Below are 19,296 nucleotides of genomic sequence, written 5' to 3' on the forward strand. Positions count from 1 at the left end.
TACTACCTTGAGCAATACCAGCAACACCACCATAAGAACCAGCAGAATTATTAGTAAATACAGAACCATTAAGAACTATAGATCCACCATTAGCACCAAGAACCCCACCAAAGGTAGTAGCATAGTTGTTATGCCCTTGAGAATTATAAATAAAAATATTTGCACCAGTAGAACTAACACCAGCAACACCACCATAAGAACCAGCTTTATTATTAGTCATGGTTGTGTTATAAATAGTAATTTGTCCACCTGCTGAGCCCAAAGCACCACCATAAGTACCAGCAGAATTGTTCACTATTCTTGAATTAGTAATATTTATCCTAGAACCAGCATTAGTAGTACCTGCAATACCACCATAATGCTTAGCATAGTTATTTTCAAAAGTACAATTATCTGCAGAAATAGAACCAGTACCATTTACAGCAAAAACACCACCATAATTAGTAGCTCCAGTACCATTTATAGCATTGTTAACAAACACAGAATTATGAATATCAATTATTCCATTAAGTGTAGCTACAACACCACCACCACTAGTAGCAGCAGTAGTTCTAGCAACATTACTCTCAAAATAAGAGTTAGAAATAGAGATGGTTAAAGTACCATTATTATAAATAACACCACCATAAGAAAGAGCAGAACCATTAATATAATTTCCAATAAAACGACAATCATCAATCACTAAAGCACCAGTAGAAACTATAGCTCCACCATGATGGTTAGCACTATTATTAATAAAAGTACTATTACGAATAGTGTTTGCATAAGCAGCATGGTTAAAAATAACACCACCACCACCAGCAGCACTAGAACTATTCCAAATAACATTATTAGTGAAAGTACAGCCAACAACAGTAATCTCCCTACCATCATTATCTATTATTGAACCATGACCTATTCTACCATAAAAATTATTAAAAGTAGAATTATAAAGTTCTGTTGTCCATCCACCATTAGTATCTATACCACTATAAGTAGAATTTGCATCCTTAAAATTAGAATTACTAATAATTAATTTAGAATAAGTAGAACCACCAGCAACATAAACAATTGAACCTTCATATCTAACTGAACTATTAGTCATATTTGAGTTATCAATAATAACATTGTTACTAGCACCATAACAAAAAATAATCCCACCAAACCAACCACCATATATATTCTTAAAATTTGAATGATTAAGAGTAAGATTTACATTATTACCAGCAACACAAATAACTGCACCAAAAAAACCATCAGTAGTAGAAGTACTAGTACCATTACCTGTTCGTGCAAAAGTAACATTTGAGTTATCAACAATAATCTTTAGATTATTATATGTATTAGAAAAGATAAGTGTACCATTATTACCATTTAAATTATAAAAATCAGAGTTGTTTATAATAAGATTACTATTGGCACCATTAAACACAAACACACCATTACCATTAGTTTTATCAGAGACTCTAAGATTATCTACAACTAAATTAACATATGCACCAGGATAAATTGTTCCTGAAGTAGTTGGGTTCGCTATCTTGAAATTATACAAATTAACATTACGGAGAGCAGAAGCAGATGTACCAGCACTAATAGATATAAAACGAGCATTTGCAGGAGAGAAAATAACCTCACTACCACTAGTTTCATTTCCAATAATTGTAATATCTTTACTAATTGTAACACGATTATTTGTGCCAGAATAAGTACCAGGCATTACAATAATAGTATCACCTGATAATGCTGTATCTAAAGCACCTCTAAGTGAAAGCTTTGGTGAAGCTAGGCTTAAACCACTATTACTATCACTACCACCTGGGGCAACCCAAAATATCACTCCAGAACCTGGATTGGGTAAAGGAACAGATTGCGGAGCAAATGATGTATAGTTAACAGAGAAGTTTAAACTGTTGATGCCATGAGTATCTGGAGTATCTGGAGTTAAATTAGTGTGAACATAATCACCATATACTTCAAAAATACCATTTTTTGAATTAAATGAATATGATGCTTTACCATTAATTACAGGAACTCTTCCAGCACCCACACCCTTAACAAAAAATACAACATCACCATTATTAATTAAACCATCAACATTAAAAACATCAGCAAACACTGTAACCCTATTATTTAAAACTGTAACATGTGTAAGGTTTACATTAATTTTTTTATCACCAACATAATAATAAGTATTATTATCTAAGTCAAAATCATTTGAACCATGATTAGCTATCTCAACAACTCCACTACTAACATTAGTAGTAAAAACATTATTAATAATAATATTTACCTGAGCAGAGTCATCAATAAAGATAGAATCTCCTAAATCACTAGCAGAATTATTAATAAAATTACTTTTAGTAACTGATAAACTTCCATTGCTATAAATAGCTCCGCCATTTGCAGCAATGTTGTTTATAAAAATACAATTAACAAATGTTAATTGGTTACTTGCAATGTTGTTAGTTATTGCTCCACCGTTATTTGTATTTTTTCCATTTTTAAATGTAAGGTTTTTAAAGGTTACATTTAGGTTGTTACCAGTAATGTTAAAGAATATTCCATTACTTTCTGCATCAAGGATAACTGAGCTTGAATCGCCGTTACCTTGGACTGTTAAATTTTTATTGTTACCATTAACATCAATATTTTTATTATTATTTCCTGTATATGTACCAGGGTTTAACGTGATCGTATCTGATACGTCACCACTACTTTGTGCATTTGTAACAGCTTGATTTAAGTTTCCTGAAGTAGTTTCAGTAAATTCTGCAGCAGAAACAGCAGAAACTGTAGAAACAACAAGAAGTAAAACTAAAGCAGTTACAATGACTTTAAAATGTTTATTTATCATTGTAAGATACCTCCATATCAACAATACCATAGACAAAATCTAAAAGGTTTTTGTCGTTAGTATTATAAAAATTAGTAAAAATGTTATAATAGACGATAATTCCATGATCATTAAAACTATTAAAAGTAATCTTGATTACATGATTATTTAGAATTAAATGATTAAAATTTAAAAGATTAGAATTTAATAGATTAGAATAATCTGTTATAATTCCAAAATTAATAGAATCATTTCTTATATCAACTAGTTCAAATGAAGTGATTTCATTAGAAAAATAGTCTGTATTAATAGAATAAGATTCTAATATGCCAAAAGGAGAAGTTTTTAAAGGAAGTAATTTTCCATAGAACTTAGTATTGTCCAAAATTTTGTAAAATTCATTTGAAGTTTCAAAGGAATTAAAATAAAAAATGAATATATTGCCTAAATTTATCGAATCAGAAGGTTCATCTTCATCATTGTCATTATCATCTGATGAATAGCTTTCTGGGGTTGATAATTTACTTGCATAAATTTTGGAATTATTATTTTTAGAATTATTAAATATGTAAAAAAGAGAATTATTATTTTTAATTATTTGATTTTCATTAATAAAAAGATATTTATTTTTGTATAAATCTACAGTAGAAAAATTGTCAAGTAGATTTTTGTTAAAGTATCCAAAGCTTGAAATTTTTTGAACTTTCTTATTCAAAATATTGTATGCTTTAAGATGATTAGAAATAAGCAATTTACTTGCTATAAAATTATGGGATCCAAATTCCAATTCAATTAATTCATCCCAATTTCTATCAAAACTAAAAGTATCCAATTCATTACTACTTTTATTATTTTTTTGTTTAACAATAAAAGATCCTGAACCTGTATTAATTATTTTATTGTAATGTGCTAAAAAGTTTATAAATTCTGAATCAAAGTTCACATTAGTAAAAATAAAATTTTTGTAAAGCCCATTTGAATTGTTTAAGCCAATTAAGTTGTCATCTAAAGCCTTAGATTGATTCTCATTTAATTGGTTTGTATTTTCTTCATTAAAGTTTAGTGTATTGTTGGTTAATAAATTTGAATTATTAAATAACTGTTCACTAAAAGTTTGTGAAACATTAGTTTGAGTAGGAATCAAATTTGCAGTTTGAAGATGGGAAATATTAGCATTTACAGGATTTCCATTAGGTAAAGCTACATCATACGAGTTATCTTTCATAGAAGAATCAGTATGATTATTTAAATTAAAAGAAATTCCACTAGTAATTTCGCCAATATTAGAATTAGCTAAATTGTTTGCTAAATTAGATGTTGGCTTATGATCAACATTAGCAGCAGAAGAGTAGTTGTAATAAGATATATGATTATTAAAGTCGACGGCTTGAGTTGAACTTGAATTTTCTCCAGCAGCTACGCTAATACCAATAGATATTGAAAAAATAGCTAGGACTAAAAGTGCTAAGCTAAGGTATTTTCCTGCTTTATTGAAATTCATGATGTTCAGCTTTTTAAATTATGTTATAAATGTAGTAGAAACAATTAATTAAAGTTTAAATATTATTTTTATACATTAAGAGAAAAGCACAATGCATTCTTCCTATGTAAGGTCTAATCTAAACAGAAATTATATTTGTTAATAAAAAAAGCTGAAAATATCTTGTTATATAAGTATTTCCATTTTTATATTATACAATATAGTAAAAAAACAGCATAAACATAAAATTAGGATAAAATCTAAGAAATGAAAAGAGATAGATTTTAACTCATTAATTATATTTACACTATATTTTTTAGACTATACTCTATATTGATATTCTCCCATATAAACCTTTCGCAAAAATACAAACTTTAAGTTTAATATTTTTTCATGATTGAGATTTAGAAAAAATTATTTAATTTATTAAATTAAGGGACTTTAAAAGTTTTTAATTAAAATCCAGAATATTCAACTTTTTAGATTTTAGATATTAATCAAATAACTTTTCTTTAATATTTTATATTAAATTATTAATTTAAAGATTTATTAATTCTAAAGCATATGATTAATTTAAAGCACATGCAAAAAATATGGTTTATTGTTTATATGATAAGATTATGTTTTAATAAAAATTTTTATTTAATACTTTAGTATTTGTTAGATATTTATTAAATTAATTTATTAGAATATATTAGATATTTATTAAACAATTTAATATATTAGATATTTATTAAATAATTTAATATATTAGATATTTATTAGATATCTATTAGGTATCTATTAGATATTTTAATTTTTTTTATTCAATTTTTATTCTTTTTTTGTACATTATTTTGTTTATACTTTTATTCATTGGAGATAAATTATATTATTAGATTGTATATTTAGATCATAAAGAGTTACAAATTGATAAAAAAAAGTTAACAATCAACAGAAAAATAAGAAAAATAAGAAAAAATATACAATAGAAAAAAATATTATAAATATACAGTTTATAAAATAAATAATTTAAATGGTAAAGAGATAGCATTATTTAAAGAGATTAAGAAATAATTTAAATTCCTATCAATTTATGTTGTGTAGATAAATTAAAATATATCTTTCTAAATTGAGTTAAAAATTAATTATAGTGATAAAATATTGTTTTTTTGTTAATTTACATCCAATTTATATTTTTAAAACAAATCTCTTCCATAAAAAAATTAAAAATACAAATAGCTTGAAAAATATTCTAAATAAAAAAATTTAAAAAATAATTTTAAAACATTTCAATATTAAATTTGCTAAAAAAAGTTTAAGAAAAAAATTAAAAAATTAAGAAACTAATAAACTAAGAAATTAAAAAATAAAAAATAAAAAAATTAAGAAATTAAGAAATTAAGTTTTTAAAAAATAAAAGTAGAAAAAAAATTTACTCATGAAGTTCTTTTGTTACTACATGACGTTTTTCTGCAATGTAATCCATTAAAGCAAATAAAACACCTGAGATAACAAAGACAATATGTAAAACTATTCTCCAAAATGTTACATTAGGATCAAAATGTTCTGTAGCACCTAAAAAGTCGTGTAATAATTCAATAAGAGAAATAGCTACAATAGAACCTACAATTTTAATTTTTAAGCCTGAAAAATCTAGATGCCCCATCCAAGAAGGACGGTCTTCATGATCTACGGCATGATCAATTTTAGAGACAAAGTTTTCATAACCTGAGAAGATAACAATTAAAAGAAGATTTCCTAAAAGAGCAATGTCTAAAAGATTTAATATAGCCATTGCAAGCTCATCAAATGACATGGCAAATACTTCAGGAACAAATCCAATTAGAATCTGGAAAAATTTAATTAAAACTAAGATTAAAGCAACAACCAATCCTAAAAATATTGGAGCTAAAACCCATCTACTTTGAAAAATTATTTTTTCAATTGTGTCTTCAATAATTCCTCCATTTTCAGAAGAAGAGCTATCCGCATTATTATCATTATTATTTTCATCTATTTTATCCATAAACACACCTAAACTAAGATATTCTATTAAATTTATAAAATTTATATAAACATTTTTAAGAAAATTCTATATAAATTAATTATAATAAAAGATAGTTTAATATTAAAAATTGAATTTTTAATTTCAAAATTAATTAAAATTAATATGATTTTCATTATATATAATCTTTTAAAAAAAGAAAAATAAAAAAAGAATTCAAAATTATTTCAAAAATCAATAGATTTAAAAAAATTAAAAAAATAAAAAGAAAATAAAAATAGAATAAAAACATAAATAGAAAAATTATTAAAATAAAATAAATATAAATATTTTTATTTAATTTCAACCCATAAAATTAAACATACCTATTAAAACTTATCTGTAAATGACCTTAGCTTCAATATCAGTGCAAAGTTCTTGAAAAAGTATTACTTTAATAAAAATTATAAACATGTAGAAAATTGTATATATGACAAAAAAAATATTATTAATTAATAATATTCTTTTAGATAACTATTAGCATATAAAGACTTTAAGATATACATTGGAGTAATTATCATGTATTTTGAAAAAGAAAGCCCCTTTCAGCCTGAATCTCCTGTTAAACCAGAAAAATTTGAAGGTAGGAAAGATATTATTAATAAACACCTGCCTTATTTATACAGAGCATCACAAGGAACACCTACGCAATTTCTTATAAAAGGCAAAAGAGGAATGGGAAAAACTTCATTAGCAGACTACTTTAAAAACATAGTAGAGGTTAAATGTAAAATGTTAACTGTTCATGTATTTAATGATGGAGTACATGATTTAGATAGTTTAATACAACAAATTGTTGAAAGAATTTTAAATAAAATTAAAACTGAAACATGGGGAGGAGATATTATAAACACTTTTAAAAAACATATTCAAAGTGTAGAATTTTTAAATACTAAAATAGAATTTCGCCCTGACCCTGAGACAATTAAATTCATAAAAGATAACTTTCCTTTTTTCCTAGAAGATATGATTAAAAAATTAAATGGTAATAAAACAGGGTTATTTATAATTATTGATGATATTAATGGTTTAAGTGAAAGTGCAGATTTTGCTAATTGGTATAAAAGCTTTGCAGATACTATTTCAACTGAAATTCGTAAAATTCCTTTAGCAATAATTCTCACAACTTATCCTGAAAATGCTCAAAAATTGTATAATCACAACCCTTCTTTTAATAGACTTTTTAAGCATATTGAGATTAAGGGACTCAATGATTCAGAAATTGAAGATTTTTTTACTAAAATTTTTTCTAAATTGGACATCACTATTGAAAAAGAAGCAATAAAGCTAATGGTTAATTTTTCGTCTGGTTTTCCTAATATGATGCAGGAAATAGGAGATGGCGTTTTTTGGAGAAATAATGACAATATAATTGATAAGGAAGATGCTCTGCATGGAATTATAAAAGCAGGTACAGAAATCGGAGATAAATACTTAAAACCTGCACTAGATAAATCTATTAAAAGTGAAAGATATTTGAGCATATTTAGAACTTTAGGAAATGATTTCACAAAACACGATATTATGGAGGAGTATGCTTTTAGAAAAAAAGATATTAATGAAAAATTAGAGCCAAAAGAAATGAATGCATTTTCTGATTTTTTAAGTAGAGCTAAGGAATTAAAAATTCTTGAATATCCTGAGGGAGTTAAACAAGGAGTTTACACTTTTACAAATAATTTGTACCCTATTTATTTTTTAATACAATATTTAGAACATGAAAATAATATGTAAGGGGATTTATTTTCAAGTGTTCAAAAAAAACACAAAAACACTTTACGAACTACTGATTATATAGTTCTGAAAATAAAGTTCATAAGTAATGATATTTTTTAAAAGCTTTTATATTCATTTATTTCTCAATTAAAATAATTATAATATATAATTTTTTAATAATAAAATTATTAAAGATTATTTTAGAAATTAAAGATAATAACAACTTATATTTATGAAATAGATTGATATTTCAATAAATCATTGATTAGAATCTTTTTCTTTCAGGACTATATAATTTTATTTATTAAAGTGTGTTTTAATCATTAAATATAATAAGATATTAAAAAACAAAATATTAAAAACTTGATATGAAAAATAGATAAAAAATTGATAAGTTGATAAATTAGAGTATAAGAAAAAGCAATACTATTAATGGAAAAGTAAAAAAAGTTAAAATAAGAAATAGAATAAAAAAAAGAGTTAAAATATAATTAAAAAAGAATTAAAATAAATAAACCAGAATAAAGTATAAAAAATAGAATAAAAATAGAATAAAAAAAGAAAAAATAGAAAAGGGAAACCCTAATCTATTGAATTTAATTTAGTAGTTTTCAGACAAGAAATTTCTGTTTTTCTCAGCATCTAAGTAAAGGTTGCCTTTACCATTACGAGCAATATCTCCAACATACTTAATATACTTACCAGAGAATGTTTTACCAGCAACTTCAGGATCTAAAACTATTTCAGCATCAACAAATCCTTCAAGTAACCTTGAAAGTTTACCATTGATAACAATGTTCCCTCCTTGCATTTGACCTCCAGGCCAACGGGTAACATCACCTTCGATTGTAATTAAACCTTTGGTCATGTGAATACCTGCAAGAATGTCTGCATTACCTTTAACACGGATTTCTCCACCAGTTAAACATTCACCTAATTGTTTACCAGCACTCCCATGAACTTCGATAATACCACCAGTCATGCCTCTCCAATCACCAATGTAGGATGCACCACAGAATTCACGTGTGTTACCTTTGATGGTAAGGATTCCACCTTTCATTTCACGACCAGCATAACTTTCAGCATCCCCATTAACAGTGATGGTTCCACCTTCCATTAAAGCACCACAGTGTAAATCTACACTGCTGTTGGCAACAATTTCGCCACTGGTCATTTCACTACCAATGTATTTTACTCTGGTTAAATCCCCATTAATTACAATTTTAACTTCTTCAGGAGTTTCAGCATTTCCTGAGACTTCAACATCAAAGTAACTAGATAAAGGGAATCTTGAATTTCCAACAGGAACTTCATATTTGAGAAAATCCACTTCTTCCCATGTGTAGATTTTATCTGGAATAAGCTCATCAAATTCTAGACCTATTGTAGAAGTTTGTTTTTGATTAAAAGTTATTGTTTTCATCTAATCACTCCTATTTACCTGCTTTACCAGGTTGAACTTTAACTTCAATTGGGTTTGGTACATAATGATCATCTACTTTGTAGTTTTCAAACTTAACAGTATAGTATTTGTTAAAAGTAGGCATAATAGATTCAATAATAGCTTCTTCTTGAGCTTCCATACCTTGAACATTTGCCCAAATTGTATGACTTGGAACTACTTGAACAACTTCACCATCTTTAACTAAGACATTACCATTTTTGATTGTGTATGCTGCATTTCCAAATCCTTTTTCAATTAACTCATATTGAGCAGATGGGTCTACTTCATTAGGATTAATGTCATATACTGCAATGTCTGCATTTGCACCTACACCAAGATGTCCTCTGTCAGTAAATCCATAAGCTTTAGCAGGGGCTGCTCTTGAAATTGTAGCTATTTCTGAGAAGTCGTATTCACGATCTAAAGTAGCCAATATAGATTTTCTTTCAACAGCTTTGTGTACTTCTCTGTTTTCAATCATTTCAGTTCTTCTCTTATTACTCATTAACCAAGAGATAACTCTTGGATATCTGATAAATGGTCCTGCATTAGGAGAATCAGTGGTTAAGAACACTTGCCATGGATTGTTGATAAGTAAGAACAATTCAAGACCAATAGCCCATTGAACAGAATGAACACTGTTACGACCAGAATAGATAAATGGAACTATACCTGAAGCAGTTTCAAGTTCAATATCTTTATTAGCCCATTTAAGACCATTTAACTGATGAAGATCAAATTCCATTGGTCCATCAGCTGTCATTGTAGTAGTTTCATCTAAAGTGATTTGACCAATATCTGCTGTAACATAGTCATTTGAATTAATGTATTTAGCAACATCTCCAGCACCAGACTCGAAATCTCTCCAATTTGTTCCTGCGTAGGAGTGATATTGGATATGAGTCATATGTAAGCTTTGATTTCTTACAGGTGAGTTTTTAGTAATGTTTTTGAGAATTTTCATTGACTCAATAGTGGTTCCATTGTTACCAGGATGTCCTAAGTCATTAGGGTGAAGATGTATTGAATGAGGAAGTCCTAACTTTTCATTAGCTTTAGCAAGGGCAGTAATAACTTCTCTTGCTGTAACGTCAAAGTATGGTGCAGGATCATCTACACCGTGGACATTCATTCCCCATCCCCATGCTTCTCCACCACAAGGGTTAACAATCTTAACACCGTATCCTTTAACTAATTTTAACCAAGCAGAAATAAAAGCAGCTAAGTCATCAACTTTGTTTTCTCTTGCATATTCAAGTGTAAACCAGTTGTTACCAAACAATGGTAAAGGAGCAACATCTAAGTTAGGAATTGCATTAATTTCTTCGTGAGTGTGCTTAGCTTCAAGTGGAGGCATTGCAGCTTCAACAACTGTACCATATCCCATTCTTGAATATCTGTAACCAGTAGCAGGACAACTTGGAATAGAAAATCCAGTTTCAGATCTGGTGACACCTGTTTTAGGAACCACACCTCTTCTTGAGTCTTCTGGTCTATACAACCTTCCAACAACCAATTTTGGTCCAGCAATATGAGAGTGAGGATCAACACCAGCAGCCATTACTACTTTATCAGTTGCATCTAAAACTTTAGCATTGTCAGAAACACTATCAACGATTTTTCCATCCTTATATTGGATGTCCATCTTTTCTCCTGCAATGTTATTCTCAGGGTCGTAAACTATACCATTTTTTAAAATATATTCCATGAGATCACCTTATTTACTTGCAACTTTAGGCTCTATGCCTTTAATTTTTTGGACTCTTTTGAGAAGTTCGTTTACAATCCATTCATCATCACGACAGGTTTCAGGTCTGCTAATAGCTTTTTTCATGTATAATGGAACACCATCCATCCTATAGCTTGTACCTGCAGCTTCAACACCAATAAATGAACCAGGAAGAACAATATCTGCAAGTTCTGTAGATGGTCCCCAATGGATATCAATTTGGATAACAGGAATATTAGACAAATGTCTGTTAGCACCAGATGGGAAGTGAGCTCCAGGATCCGCAGCTATTACCATAAATACATCAGGTTCTTCTCTTGTTAACAAATCTATAGTGTTAGTTTCACCATTCATATAGCGAGGATAACCTCTTGCAAAGTCAACACCATAGGGGAATCCTTGTTCAAATGCCATAAAAATATTGAATCCATTTACATTAAAGTGTCCTCTCATAGGAATAAGATTCCATTTAGAGTATTTATTTAAATCTTGAATAAGATTAATAGCTATATCAATATTTCTTTGTTTTGATAAAGTATGAGTTAATCCTAATCCAAAGAAAAGAGAACCATATTGAGCACCTTTCATTGCTTCTACAAGCTCTTCAATGTCTTCTTTAGGAATTCCAGAAATAACATCTTTTTCAAGTTTTTTGCCTCTTAACACTGCTCTCATAGCATTATAAAATTCATAATCGCCATTTTGTTCAAAACCAACCCATATATCTGACATTTTAGCTGTGTCAGTATATCTTGGATCCATTGTAACAATGGTTCTGTCAAATCTTCCTCTTTGGCGGAAGTATCCTCTTGGGAAAGCTGCATATCTTGCCATGTGCCTTGGATGAGAGTTCATTGCATTGTTACCAGTGTAAACAATCATGTCTGCTCTATTTTTAACTTCACCTAAGGTATTAACAGGATATCCTGCATTTTGAACAGCTTGAAGAGAAGGTCCATGACAAATTGTAGCTTGATTATCTAAAACAGCTCCAACTAACTCTCCAAGTTCTAATCCATAGTGCATGGTTTCAATTGAAGTTTCACTCCATCCATAGAATACAGGTCTTACAGCTCCAGCAATAAGTTCTGCTGCTTTATCTAAAGCAGTATCCCAGTCAACTTCCACTAAAGCTCCATCATCATTACGAATCATAGGGACAAGTAATCTTTGATCCATGTCTTCCATGACTTTACTTGCACCAAGCCTACATGCATGTCTACATGCAACAACATGCCCACCATCAACATAACCACTTGTGACTAGTTTACCATCAAGTTCACCTTTAACTTCTCCACCTTTAACTAAGTAAACTAAATCATCACAGTTACATCCACAGAAAGCACAGGTACAGTTTTCTACAATATAATCATAATCTGTTACAGGTTTTTCATATGCCATATTATCATCTCCTAAATGGCTTAATGCCTATAATGGCTTACATTATTATCTGGTAATTTAACCAATCTATTACCAGTAGAAGTTTCATCTTCATTGTATTTTTTGTATACTTCAGCCATTAAATCAGCCATAAGTAATGGCTCTTCTTCTGTAACTTCAATAGAAGCTGGAACCCCTTTATAAGTAGGGTCACAACAACAATAAGTTTCAGGACTTACTACAACATTAGCCCACGGCCCTTTACAAATAAAAATTTGACCTTCATGAGGAGCATCTCTTGAGTGAGCTACAAAGACAACTACTTCTCCGTAGTCAGTTTTCACAATAGCTTTATCCCAATTTTTAACTCCTAATTTAGCCATATCATTTGGATCCATGTAAGCAGTTCCAGAAGCATATCTATACTCATCTTTTAAAGTAGAACCACGTTTTTTACAAGCTCCTTGGTAGATATCACTACCAGTATTTAACATGACTTCAAGTTTGTCTCTTTTTGTTGCAGAAGGTTCAGCAAACTTCACAACATTAGGTACGCTTGGTTTATCTACATATGTCATCTAATACACCTCTATTCTAACCAAATAGCGTCAACTGGACAGAACATTTGACATGTCCCACATTTTTCACACTTCTCTTCTGAGAAAAGTTTAATAACACCATTTTCTACCATCATTATAGTTTCTTCTGATAATGATCCATGTCCACCAGAGACTTCTGGAGAAATAGATACATTGACTGGACATGCAACAACACATACTCCACAGCCAAGGCAATTATCTTGATTAACTTTAAGTTCCATAATATTCACCAATATATTTTTTTAAAAACTTGAATTAAAAACATTACTTGATTAATTGATTTTTGATAAAACCTAATTTAATTGATTTATAGATAAAAACCTAATTTAATTGATTAATATTCATGATAAAACATTTAATTGAGTTATATGATAAAATTTATAATTTTTATGATAAATATTAAATATAATTTTTAATCAACTGATTTATAAGCTTATTATACTATTATATTATAAACTATAGATTATTTTGATTTTATAATAAATAAATTTTATGATAAATATGTAATTAATTAATTCTTATGTAAATAGGATGTTGATTATTAACTTATAAAAAAACATCAATTAAATTTATATTAAATTATATCAATTAATTTTTTAATGCTTCTAATTTTTCAATCCATGACTTGGACTTTGTTGGAGTATAATCGACAGCAGTTACATTAACTTCAATTGCATTAACAGGACATGCTTTTTCACATGCTCCACATTTAATACAGTACTCTTCATCTTTTCCAACATTTTCAACAATTTGTGCTGGAGCAGTAGGCTCTGGGAAAGATAAAACATCACATGGACAGATATCTACACATGTTCCACATACAGTACATACATCTTGATGAATTTCTAAGGTTCCAGTAAATGGCTTTTTAACTTTAGCAGCTTCTGTAGGGCATACTCCTTCGCACCAACCACAGTTAATACAAAGTTCATCATCAATAAATGCACTACCTTTTGTAGCTGCATCTGCTGGGTCTATGTCATAGTCACCATAGGAACAAATTCTACATGATGCTTTAATAGCTGTTGTAGGGCAAGATTTTTTACAAACCAAACAATAGACACATTTATCTTTGTCTATAGCGATAGATTCAGCTCCTGGAGTCCTATTCACCAAAATAGCATCAGCAGGGCACAATTCTTCACAAATTCCACAGTGAACACATTCTTCATCTAAGACTTCAATCTCGCCAGTGACTAATTTTGATCTATCAGGAAGAGATCTTGCTATTGTAATAGCTTCTCTAGGACAAGCTATTTCACATCTTTGACAATATATACACTTATCTTCATCAATTTCAGCATAAGATTCATATTTAGGATATGCAGGAATATCTGCAATATTTACACCGTTAATTGATAAAACAAGAGCATTTGCAGGACATAATCCGCTGCACATACCACAGAGAACACACTTATCTTCATCAATACTTAACTTTGAATCTGAAGCATTACTCCTTAGAATTGCTGCTACATCTCCAACACTTATTGCTTCTACAGGACAAGTGGTTTCACAAATCCCACAACCTATACAAACATGATCTTTAAAAGACAAGTTCCTAAGTTCATCTGCTGATCTTTTAATGTCAAAGTCTTTATCTTCAACGTTTTTTGTATTTACGATCATTAAAAACCTCCAAAATTTTTATAGAATCAGTTGGGCAACCTTCCAAACATATAAGGCATCCACAACATTTAATGGAGTCTATATTTGCTTTTAAGGAGTCTAAAGAGACTGCCTTCATTAAGCATAAGTCTACACATAAGCCACATCCAATACAAGTATCAGAAACTTCAGCCTCGTAATTTCTGATTTTACATATTGAAATAATCTTCTGAGTCATTTGTAAATCTTTAAACAAACTTTGAGTTAGTATTAAAAAATCTTTAGGAGACAATTGAGTAACAGTTTTTGCAACATCGATTGAATTCCAAGATAAATTCCTACCATTAAGATAATGGGAAACAGTTGAACGATTAATAGCTAATTCATTAGCTATTTCTCTTTGTGAGTAACCATTACTCTTTAACTCAATAGTTGCTAAATATTTTAATCCAGAACATATATGACTTGGCACATTTTCACCATAGTGTAATTATATTATTATTAAATTATGTATATATAATAATGTTTACTAGAATCAAATAGAAAAATTTATATATATAATTGTACTTACTACACATTTTTTATTTTTAAATAAAAAGAATTAAAAGTTAAATAAGAAAAATAAGCAATATTTTATTCTAAAATTAATAAATAGCTATTTTAGAACTGAAATATAAGTAAAATAATTTCATATATAAATTAAATTAAAAAATAAATACTTTTTAAAAAAATTCAAAATATGCAAAATACCTAAAAAAATAGCTAAAGTTTAGGCAAACAAAAGAATTTATATATAAATATTTACAGTTAAAAATTAAATAGTGTAGTAACTACACATTTTTAATAGATAAATTATTTGTCAAAAAAATGGGTAAAACACAACCATTATAAAAACTCATTATGATTAAATTTAATAGGAATATTAATAGGAAATTAAAAATTAAATTAATATAAAATTAAAAATTAAATTAATAGGAAATTAATAGGGAGTTATAAACATCATTTAAAATTTTAAGTCTAAATATGTTTAGAAATAGTTTTTGCAATAGCTTCAGATAATTTAACTGGTACAGCATTACCAATCATTTTATATCCATCGGCAATATTTTTATAATGGAAAATAAAATCATCTGGAAATGTTTGAATTCTAGCACACTCTCTAACAGATAATCTTCGATAAGGTTTTGGAGAGTTTAAATCAAAGATTCTCTTATCTTTTTCAACTTTAATCATTGGATTTGCTTGTGGATGGCATGGAGCATGTCTACCTCCAGCTTGAATTGTGAAAGATTGTTCATTCCAACCTCTAACTCTATTTCTAGACATGTACATTGAAGAAAAATCACCTGTCATGTACTCATGGTTGGGAACTTCTAAATCTTTTAAAAAATTAGCTTTATTTTTTTCTTTTGCAGGTATTGGCTCTGGTAAATCACCAATAGCATCTTTTAAGGTTGTTTTATCTTTTAATTGTTGTGGAAAAGTGAATTTTGATTCAATTTTTTCATTAAATCCTACAATAAAAACTCTTTTTCTATCTTGAGGGACTCCATAATGCTTTGCATTTAAGACTTGATAAGATATATTATACCCAATATCTTTTAATGCATTAATAAATTTATTAAATTCATCAAAATGAGTTTTACAAACTAATCCAGGAACATTTTCAGCTAAAAAGAATAAAGGTTTTTTAGCTTTGATTAATCTGAGATAGTGATACAACATTTTTCCTCTTGGATCTTCAATTCCTTTCATTGAACCTGCCAAACTCCAACTTTGGCATGGTGGACCACCAACAAAACCAACAACATTTGGAATTTCATGAGGTTTAATATCTTCAATAGATTTTCTATTTATTTTTATATCATGGTTTTTTTCAAAAGTTTCCCAACATCCTTTCCAATTATCATTTGCAAAAACAAATTCATAACCCTGGTTTAAAAAACCTAAATCTAGCCCTCCAGCTCCAGAAAAAAGATGCAACTTTCATTTTTTATCATACCTTATTAAAATAGAATCAATTAAGCTAGCAAGATTGTTAGGATTTTCAATCTGAATTTCTTCAATATAAAAATCATTATCCTCTTCTATAAGTTTTTTATCTTCATTAGGAAAAGAATCATATTTATATTTTCTCATTAAAGAATAAATGGTAATAAAAAAGAATGAATGTCAATAAAAATTCTAAAAATTATTTAATCGGTAAAATAAGGTTTTCTATTGTAAATTCCTTTAAGAAAAATATTTTCAAGTTCTTCTTCTGATTTTTCTTCTCTTATTGGAGTTATAATGTCTACTAAGTTATCATTTTTTAATAAACAAGGTTTTATCTTGCCTTCAGGAGTTAATCTTAATCTTGTACAGTTTTGACAAAATTTAGTATTATCAATTGGGTGAACAATCTCTATTTCTCCTCCATCAATGAAAAATTTCTTTCTATCTTGCATAAATTTTCTTGTCTTAACCTCATCAGCCATATTTTCTAAATCTTTTTCCAAATTATCTAATGAATAGTGATGTTCGATTGAAAAGTCATCATTTTCACATGAATCAGATTTAATAAGTTCAATTAGCTGTAAAACCAAATTATTTTCTTTAGAAAACTCAAACATGTCCATTATTTCTTTTTCATTAATGTCTTTCATAACAACCATGTTTATCTTTACAGGAAAAAGGCCAACTTTTTGAGCCTGTAAAATTCCTTCCTTTGCTTCATGCAAAAGGTTTTTGCTTGTTATTTTTTCATATGTATTTGGGTTTAATGAGTCAAAACTAATATTAAGACGATTAAGACCTGCATCTTTTAATGGTTTAGCATATTTCTTTAAACCAATCCCATTTGTAGTGATGGAAATGTCTTTAAAATTAAGTGAAGCAGTTTTTTCAACAATTTCAACAATATCTCTACGTAACAATGGCTCTCCACCAGAAAGCCTTATTTTTTGAATTCCTATTTTTTTAGCTATTTTAAGGATTTGATATATTTCATCAGAAGTCATTTCATCTTCTGTTAAAATCATACCATCATGATGACAGTAAAGGCAGTTAAGATTACACCTATTTGTTAAAGACAACCTCAATGAGATTATTGGTCTTTCATATTGATCTTTTACATTCATTAAACCACGTATAAATAAATTAGGAGTATATATCTAGAAAAAAATTGGTAATTTATAAAAAATTAATCATTTGAAAAAAACAAATATCTTAAAAGTAAATATTCTAAAAGTAAATATTTAAAAACAAATATCTTAAAAAAATTAATAATTTATAAAAAAATATATTTTTGAAATAAATAAAATTTTCTATTTAACTTTTAATAAAATTTGAAAAAAATTGAAAAATTAATAAAATTAAAGAAAAGTTAATAAAATTAAAGAAAAATTAATAAAAAATGATAAAAATTAATAAAAAATAAAATGATATACATAAAATGGATGAATAAAAATAAAAATATATTTAAATTATAATTAAATTGTGTAAAAAAAATTAAATATAAATTATTTAAAATAATACAAGCTGTTTAAATTAATGTAAATTATTTAAAATAATATAAATTAATATAAACTAATATAAATTAATATAAACTAATTAAATTAATAATTAAAATAAGCTATTAATTAAAATAATAATGGAAATAGAAAAATGATTGAAGTAGAAGTAAAAGCAAAAATAGAGGATATTGAAGCTATTAAAAAAAATTTAAAAAGATTAAATCTTGAAAAAAAAGAAACAGAAATACAAGAAGATATTTACTTTGAAAGAGAGGATATTAAATTCGCTCTAAATGACAAAGCATTAAGAATAAGGTCAATTGAAAAGAATGAAAAAAAATACACAAAAATAACATACAAAGGACCTAAATTAGATAAAATCAGCAAAACAAGAGAAGAAATAGAACTTGAAGTAGAAAATAAAGATGAAATGAAAAAATTATTTGAAAGACTATTGTTTATAGAAAGTGGACATGTAAAAAAAATAAGAGAAATATATGAATATCTTGAAAAAGAAGATAAAAATTTAGAAAACATGAAATTTGAAATAGCTATTGATAATGTAAAAGGATTAGGATATTATATGGAAATAGAAACAGATTTAGAAGATGAAAAAACAGAACTAGCTATTGAGAAAATATACAAGCTATTTAAAGAATTAGGAATAGAAAATGGCTTTGAAAGAACGTCATACTTAGAACTTCTTGAAAAAGAAAACTGATTTTTTGAATTTAAATATATAAATTTTTATTTCTTTTTCTTTATTAATTTAAAATTTATTTAATTTTTATTTATACTTGAAAAATTAATGAGAATTTCTATAAACTCCAATATAAATATTTTTATTTGCTATTTGTATTTTTTTTGTGAATTTATTTTTTTTGTGTGTTCTTTAAATTGATATAGAAAGGTTTATATAGGATAATATATATATTTAATACCATGTATGACTTGAATAATTATTTTATAAATAAACAGTATGCGAAAGTTGAAGAGTTAGGTGATCGTTTG

General features: G+C 27.5%; 15 protein-coding genes. 2 read left to right on the forward strand and 13 right to left on the reverse strand.

Features of this window, described 5'->3' with window-relative positions; genetic code table 11:
* From MBCUR_RS06170 to MBCUR_RS06180, 3 genes are all read right to left on the reverse strand, one after another.
* Positions 1–2,833, reverse strand: a 2,833-nt coding sequence (locus MBCUR_RS06170; RefSeq protein WP_169805807.1) for a beta strand repeat-containing protein, incomplete at its 3' end; no start/stop codon positions are given.
* Positions 2,823–4,313: a hypothetical protein gene (locus tag MBCUR_RS06175; protein ID WP_067091643.1), complete on the reverse strand. Its 1,491-nt coding sequence runs from the start codon at positions 4,311–4,313 to the stop codon at positions 2,823–2,825. The genes MBCUR_RS06170 and MBCUR_RS06175, both read right to left, overlap by 11 nt.
* Positions 4,314–5,706: 1,393 nt before the next feature.
* Positions 5,707–6,300 carry a TIGR00645 family protein gene (locus MBCUR_RS06180; protein WP_084269570.1) on the reverse strand — a complete coding sequence of 198 codons (594 nt, stop codon included), beginning with the start codon at positions 6,298–6,300 and terminating at the stop codon, positions 5,707–5,709.
* A 537-nt stretch (positions 6,301–6,837) separates the two neighbouring features.
* Here MBCUR_RS06180 and MBCUR_RS06185 point away from each other — a divergent pair.
* Positions 6,838–8,052 (forward strand): ATP-binding protein, encoded by a 1,215-nt coding sequence (locus MBCUR_RS06185; protein WP_067091645.1) that lies wholly within the window; start codon positions 6,838–6,840, stop codon positions 8,050–8,052.
* Positions 8,053–8,635: 583 nt separating this feature from the next.
* Here the strand turns inward: MBCUR_RS06185 and MBCUR_RS06190 are convergent.
* The 10 genes from MBCUR_RS06190 to moaA form a co-directional block, all read right to left on the reverse strand.
* Positions 8,636–9,457: a formylmethanofuran dehydrogenase subunit C gene (locus MBCUR_RS06190; protein ID WP_067091647.1), complete on the reverse strand. Its 822-nt coding sequence runs from the start codon at positions 9,455–9,457 to the stop codon at positions 8,636–8,638.
* Between the two features lie 10 nt (positions 9,458–9,467).
* Positions 9,468–11,186 carry a formylmethanofuran dehydrogenase subunit A gene (locus tag MBCUR_RS06195; RefSeq protein WP_067091649.1) on the reverse strand — a complete coding sequence of 573 codons (1,719 nt, stop codon included), beginning with the start codon at positions 11,184–11,186 and terminating at the stop codon, positions 9,468–9,470.
* Positions 11,187–11,195: 9 nt separating this feature from the next.
* A complete protein-coding gene (locus tag MBCUR_RS06200) occupies positions 11,196–12,608 on the reverse strand; it encodes a formylmethanofuran dehydrogenase subunit B (RefSeq protein WP_067091651.1) in 1,413 nt (470 codons plus the stop codon).
* Between the two features lie 20 nt (positions 12,609–12,628).
* A complete protein-coding gene (locus MBCUR_RS06205; RefSeq protein WP_084269572.1) occupies positions 12,629–13,165 on the reverse strand; it encodes a molybdopterin dinucleotide binding domain-containing protein in 537 nt (178 codons plus the stop codon).
* Positions 13,166–13,176: 11 nt separating this feature from the next.
* Positions 13,177–13,407 (reverse strand): 4Fe-4S binding protein, encoded by a 231-nt coding sequence (locus MBCUR_RS06210; protein ID WP_067091653.1) that lies wholly within the window; start codon positions 13,405–13,407, stop codon positions 13,177–13,179.
* 367 nt (positions 13,408–13,774) lie between these two features.
* Positions 13,775–14,812 carry a tungsten-dependent formylmethanofuran dehydrogenase subunit FwdF gene (fwdF, locus tag MBCUR_RS06215; RefSeq protein WP_067091655.1) on the reverse strand — a complete coding sequence of 346 codons (1,038 nt, stop codon included), beginning with the start codon at positions 14,810–14,812 and terminating at the stop codon, positions 13,775–13,777.
* On the reverse strand, positions 14,787–15,263 hold the full coding sequence (locus MBCUR_RS06220; protein WP_067091657.1) for a DUF362 domain-containing protein: 477 nt from the start codon (positions 15,261–15,263) through the stop codon (positions 14,787–14,789). Before MBCUR_RS06220 ends, fwdF begins: the two co-directional genes overlap by 26 nt.
* 545 nt (positions 15,264–15,808) lie before the next feature.
* Positions 15,809–16,774, reverse strand: coding sequence for a DNA (cytosine-5-)-methyltransferase (gene dcm / locus MBCUR_RS06225; protein ID WP_067091659.1), 966 nt, complete (start codon positions 16,772–16,774; stop codon positions 15,809–15,811).
* Positions 16,775–16,777: 3 nt separating this feature from the next.
* Complete coding sequence (locus MBCUR_RS10365) at positions 16,778–16,930, reverse strand: hypothetical protein (RefSeq protein WP_157077696.1); 153 nt, start codon at positions 16,928–16,930, stop codon at positions 16,778–16,780.
* 56 nt (positions 16,931–16,986) lie between these two features.
* The gene (moaA, locus tag MBCUR_RS06230) at positions 16,987–17,910 is read right to left on the reverse strand and encodes a GTP 3',8-cyclase MoaA (RefSeq protein ID WP_067091660.1); all 924 of its coding nucleotides are present in this window, start codon (positions 17,908–17,910) and stop codon (positions 16,987–16,989) included.
* 526 nt (positions 17,911–18,436) lie between these two features.
* Between moaA and cyaB the strand changes: the two genes are divergently transcribed.
* Complete coding sequence (cyaB, locus tag MBCUR_RS06235; RefSeq protein WP_067091662.1) at positions 18,437–19,006, forward strand: class IV adenylate cyclase; 570 nt, start codon at positions 18,437–18,439, stop codon at positions 19,004–19,006.
* The last annotated feature ends 290 nt before the right edge of the window (positions 19,007–19,296 follow it).

The sequence above is a fragment of the Methanobrevibacter curvatus genome (assembly GCF_001639295.1).
Taxonomy (GTDB): Archaea; Methanobacteriota; Methanobacteria; order Methanobacteriales; family Methanobacteriaceae; genus Methanoflexus; species Methanoflexus curvatus.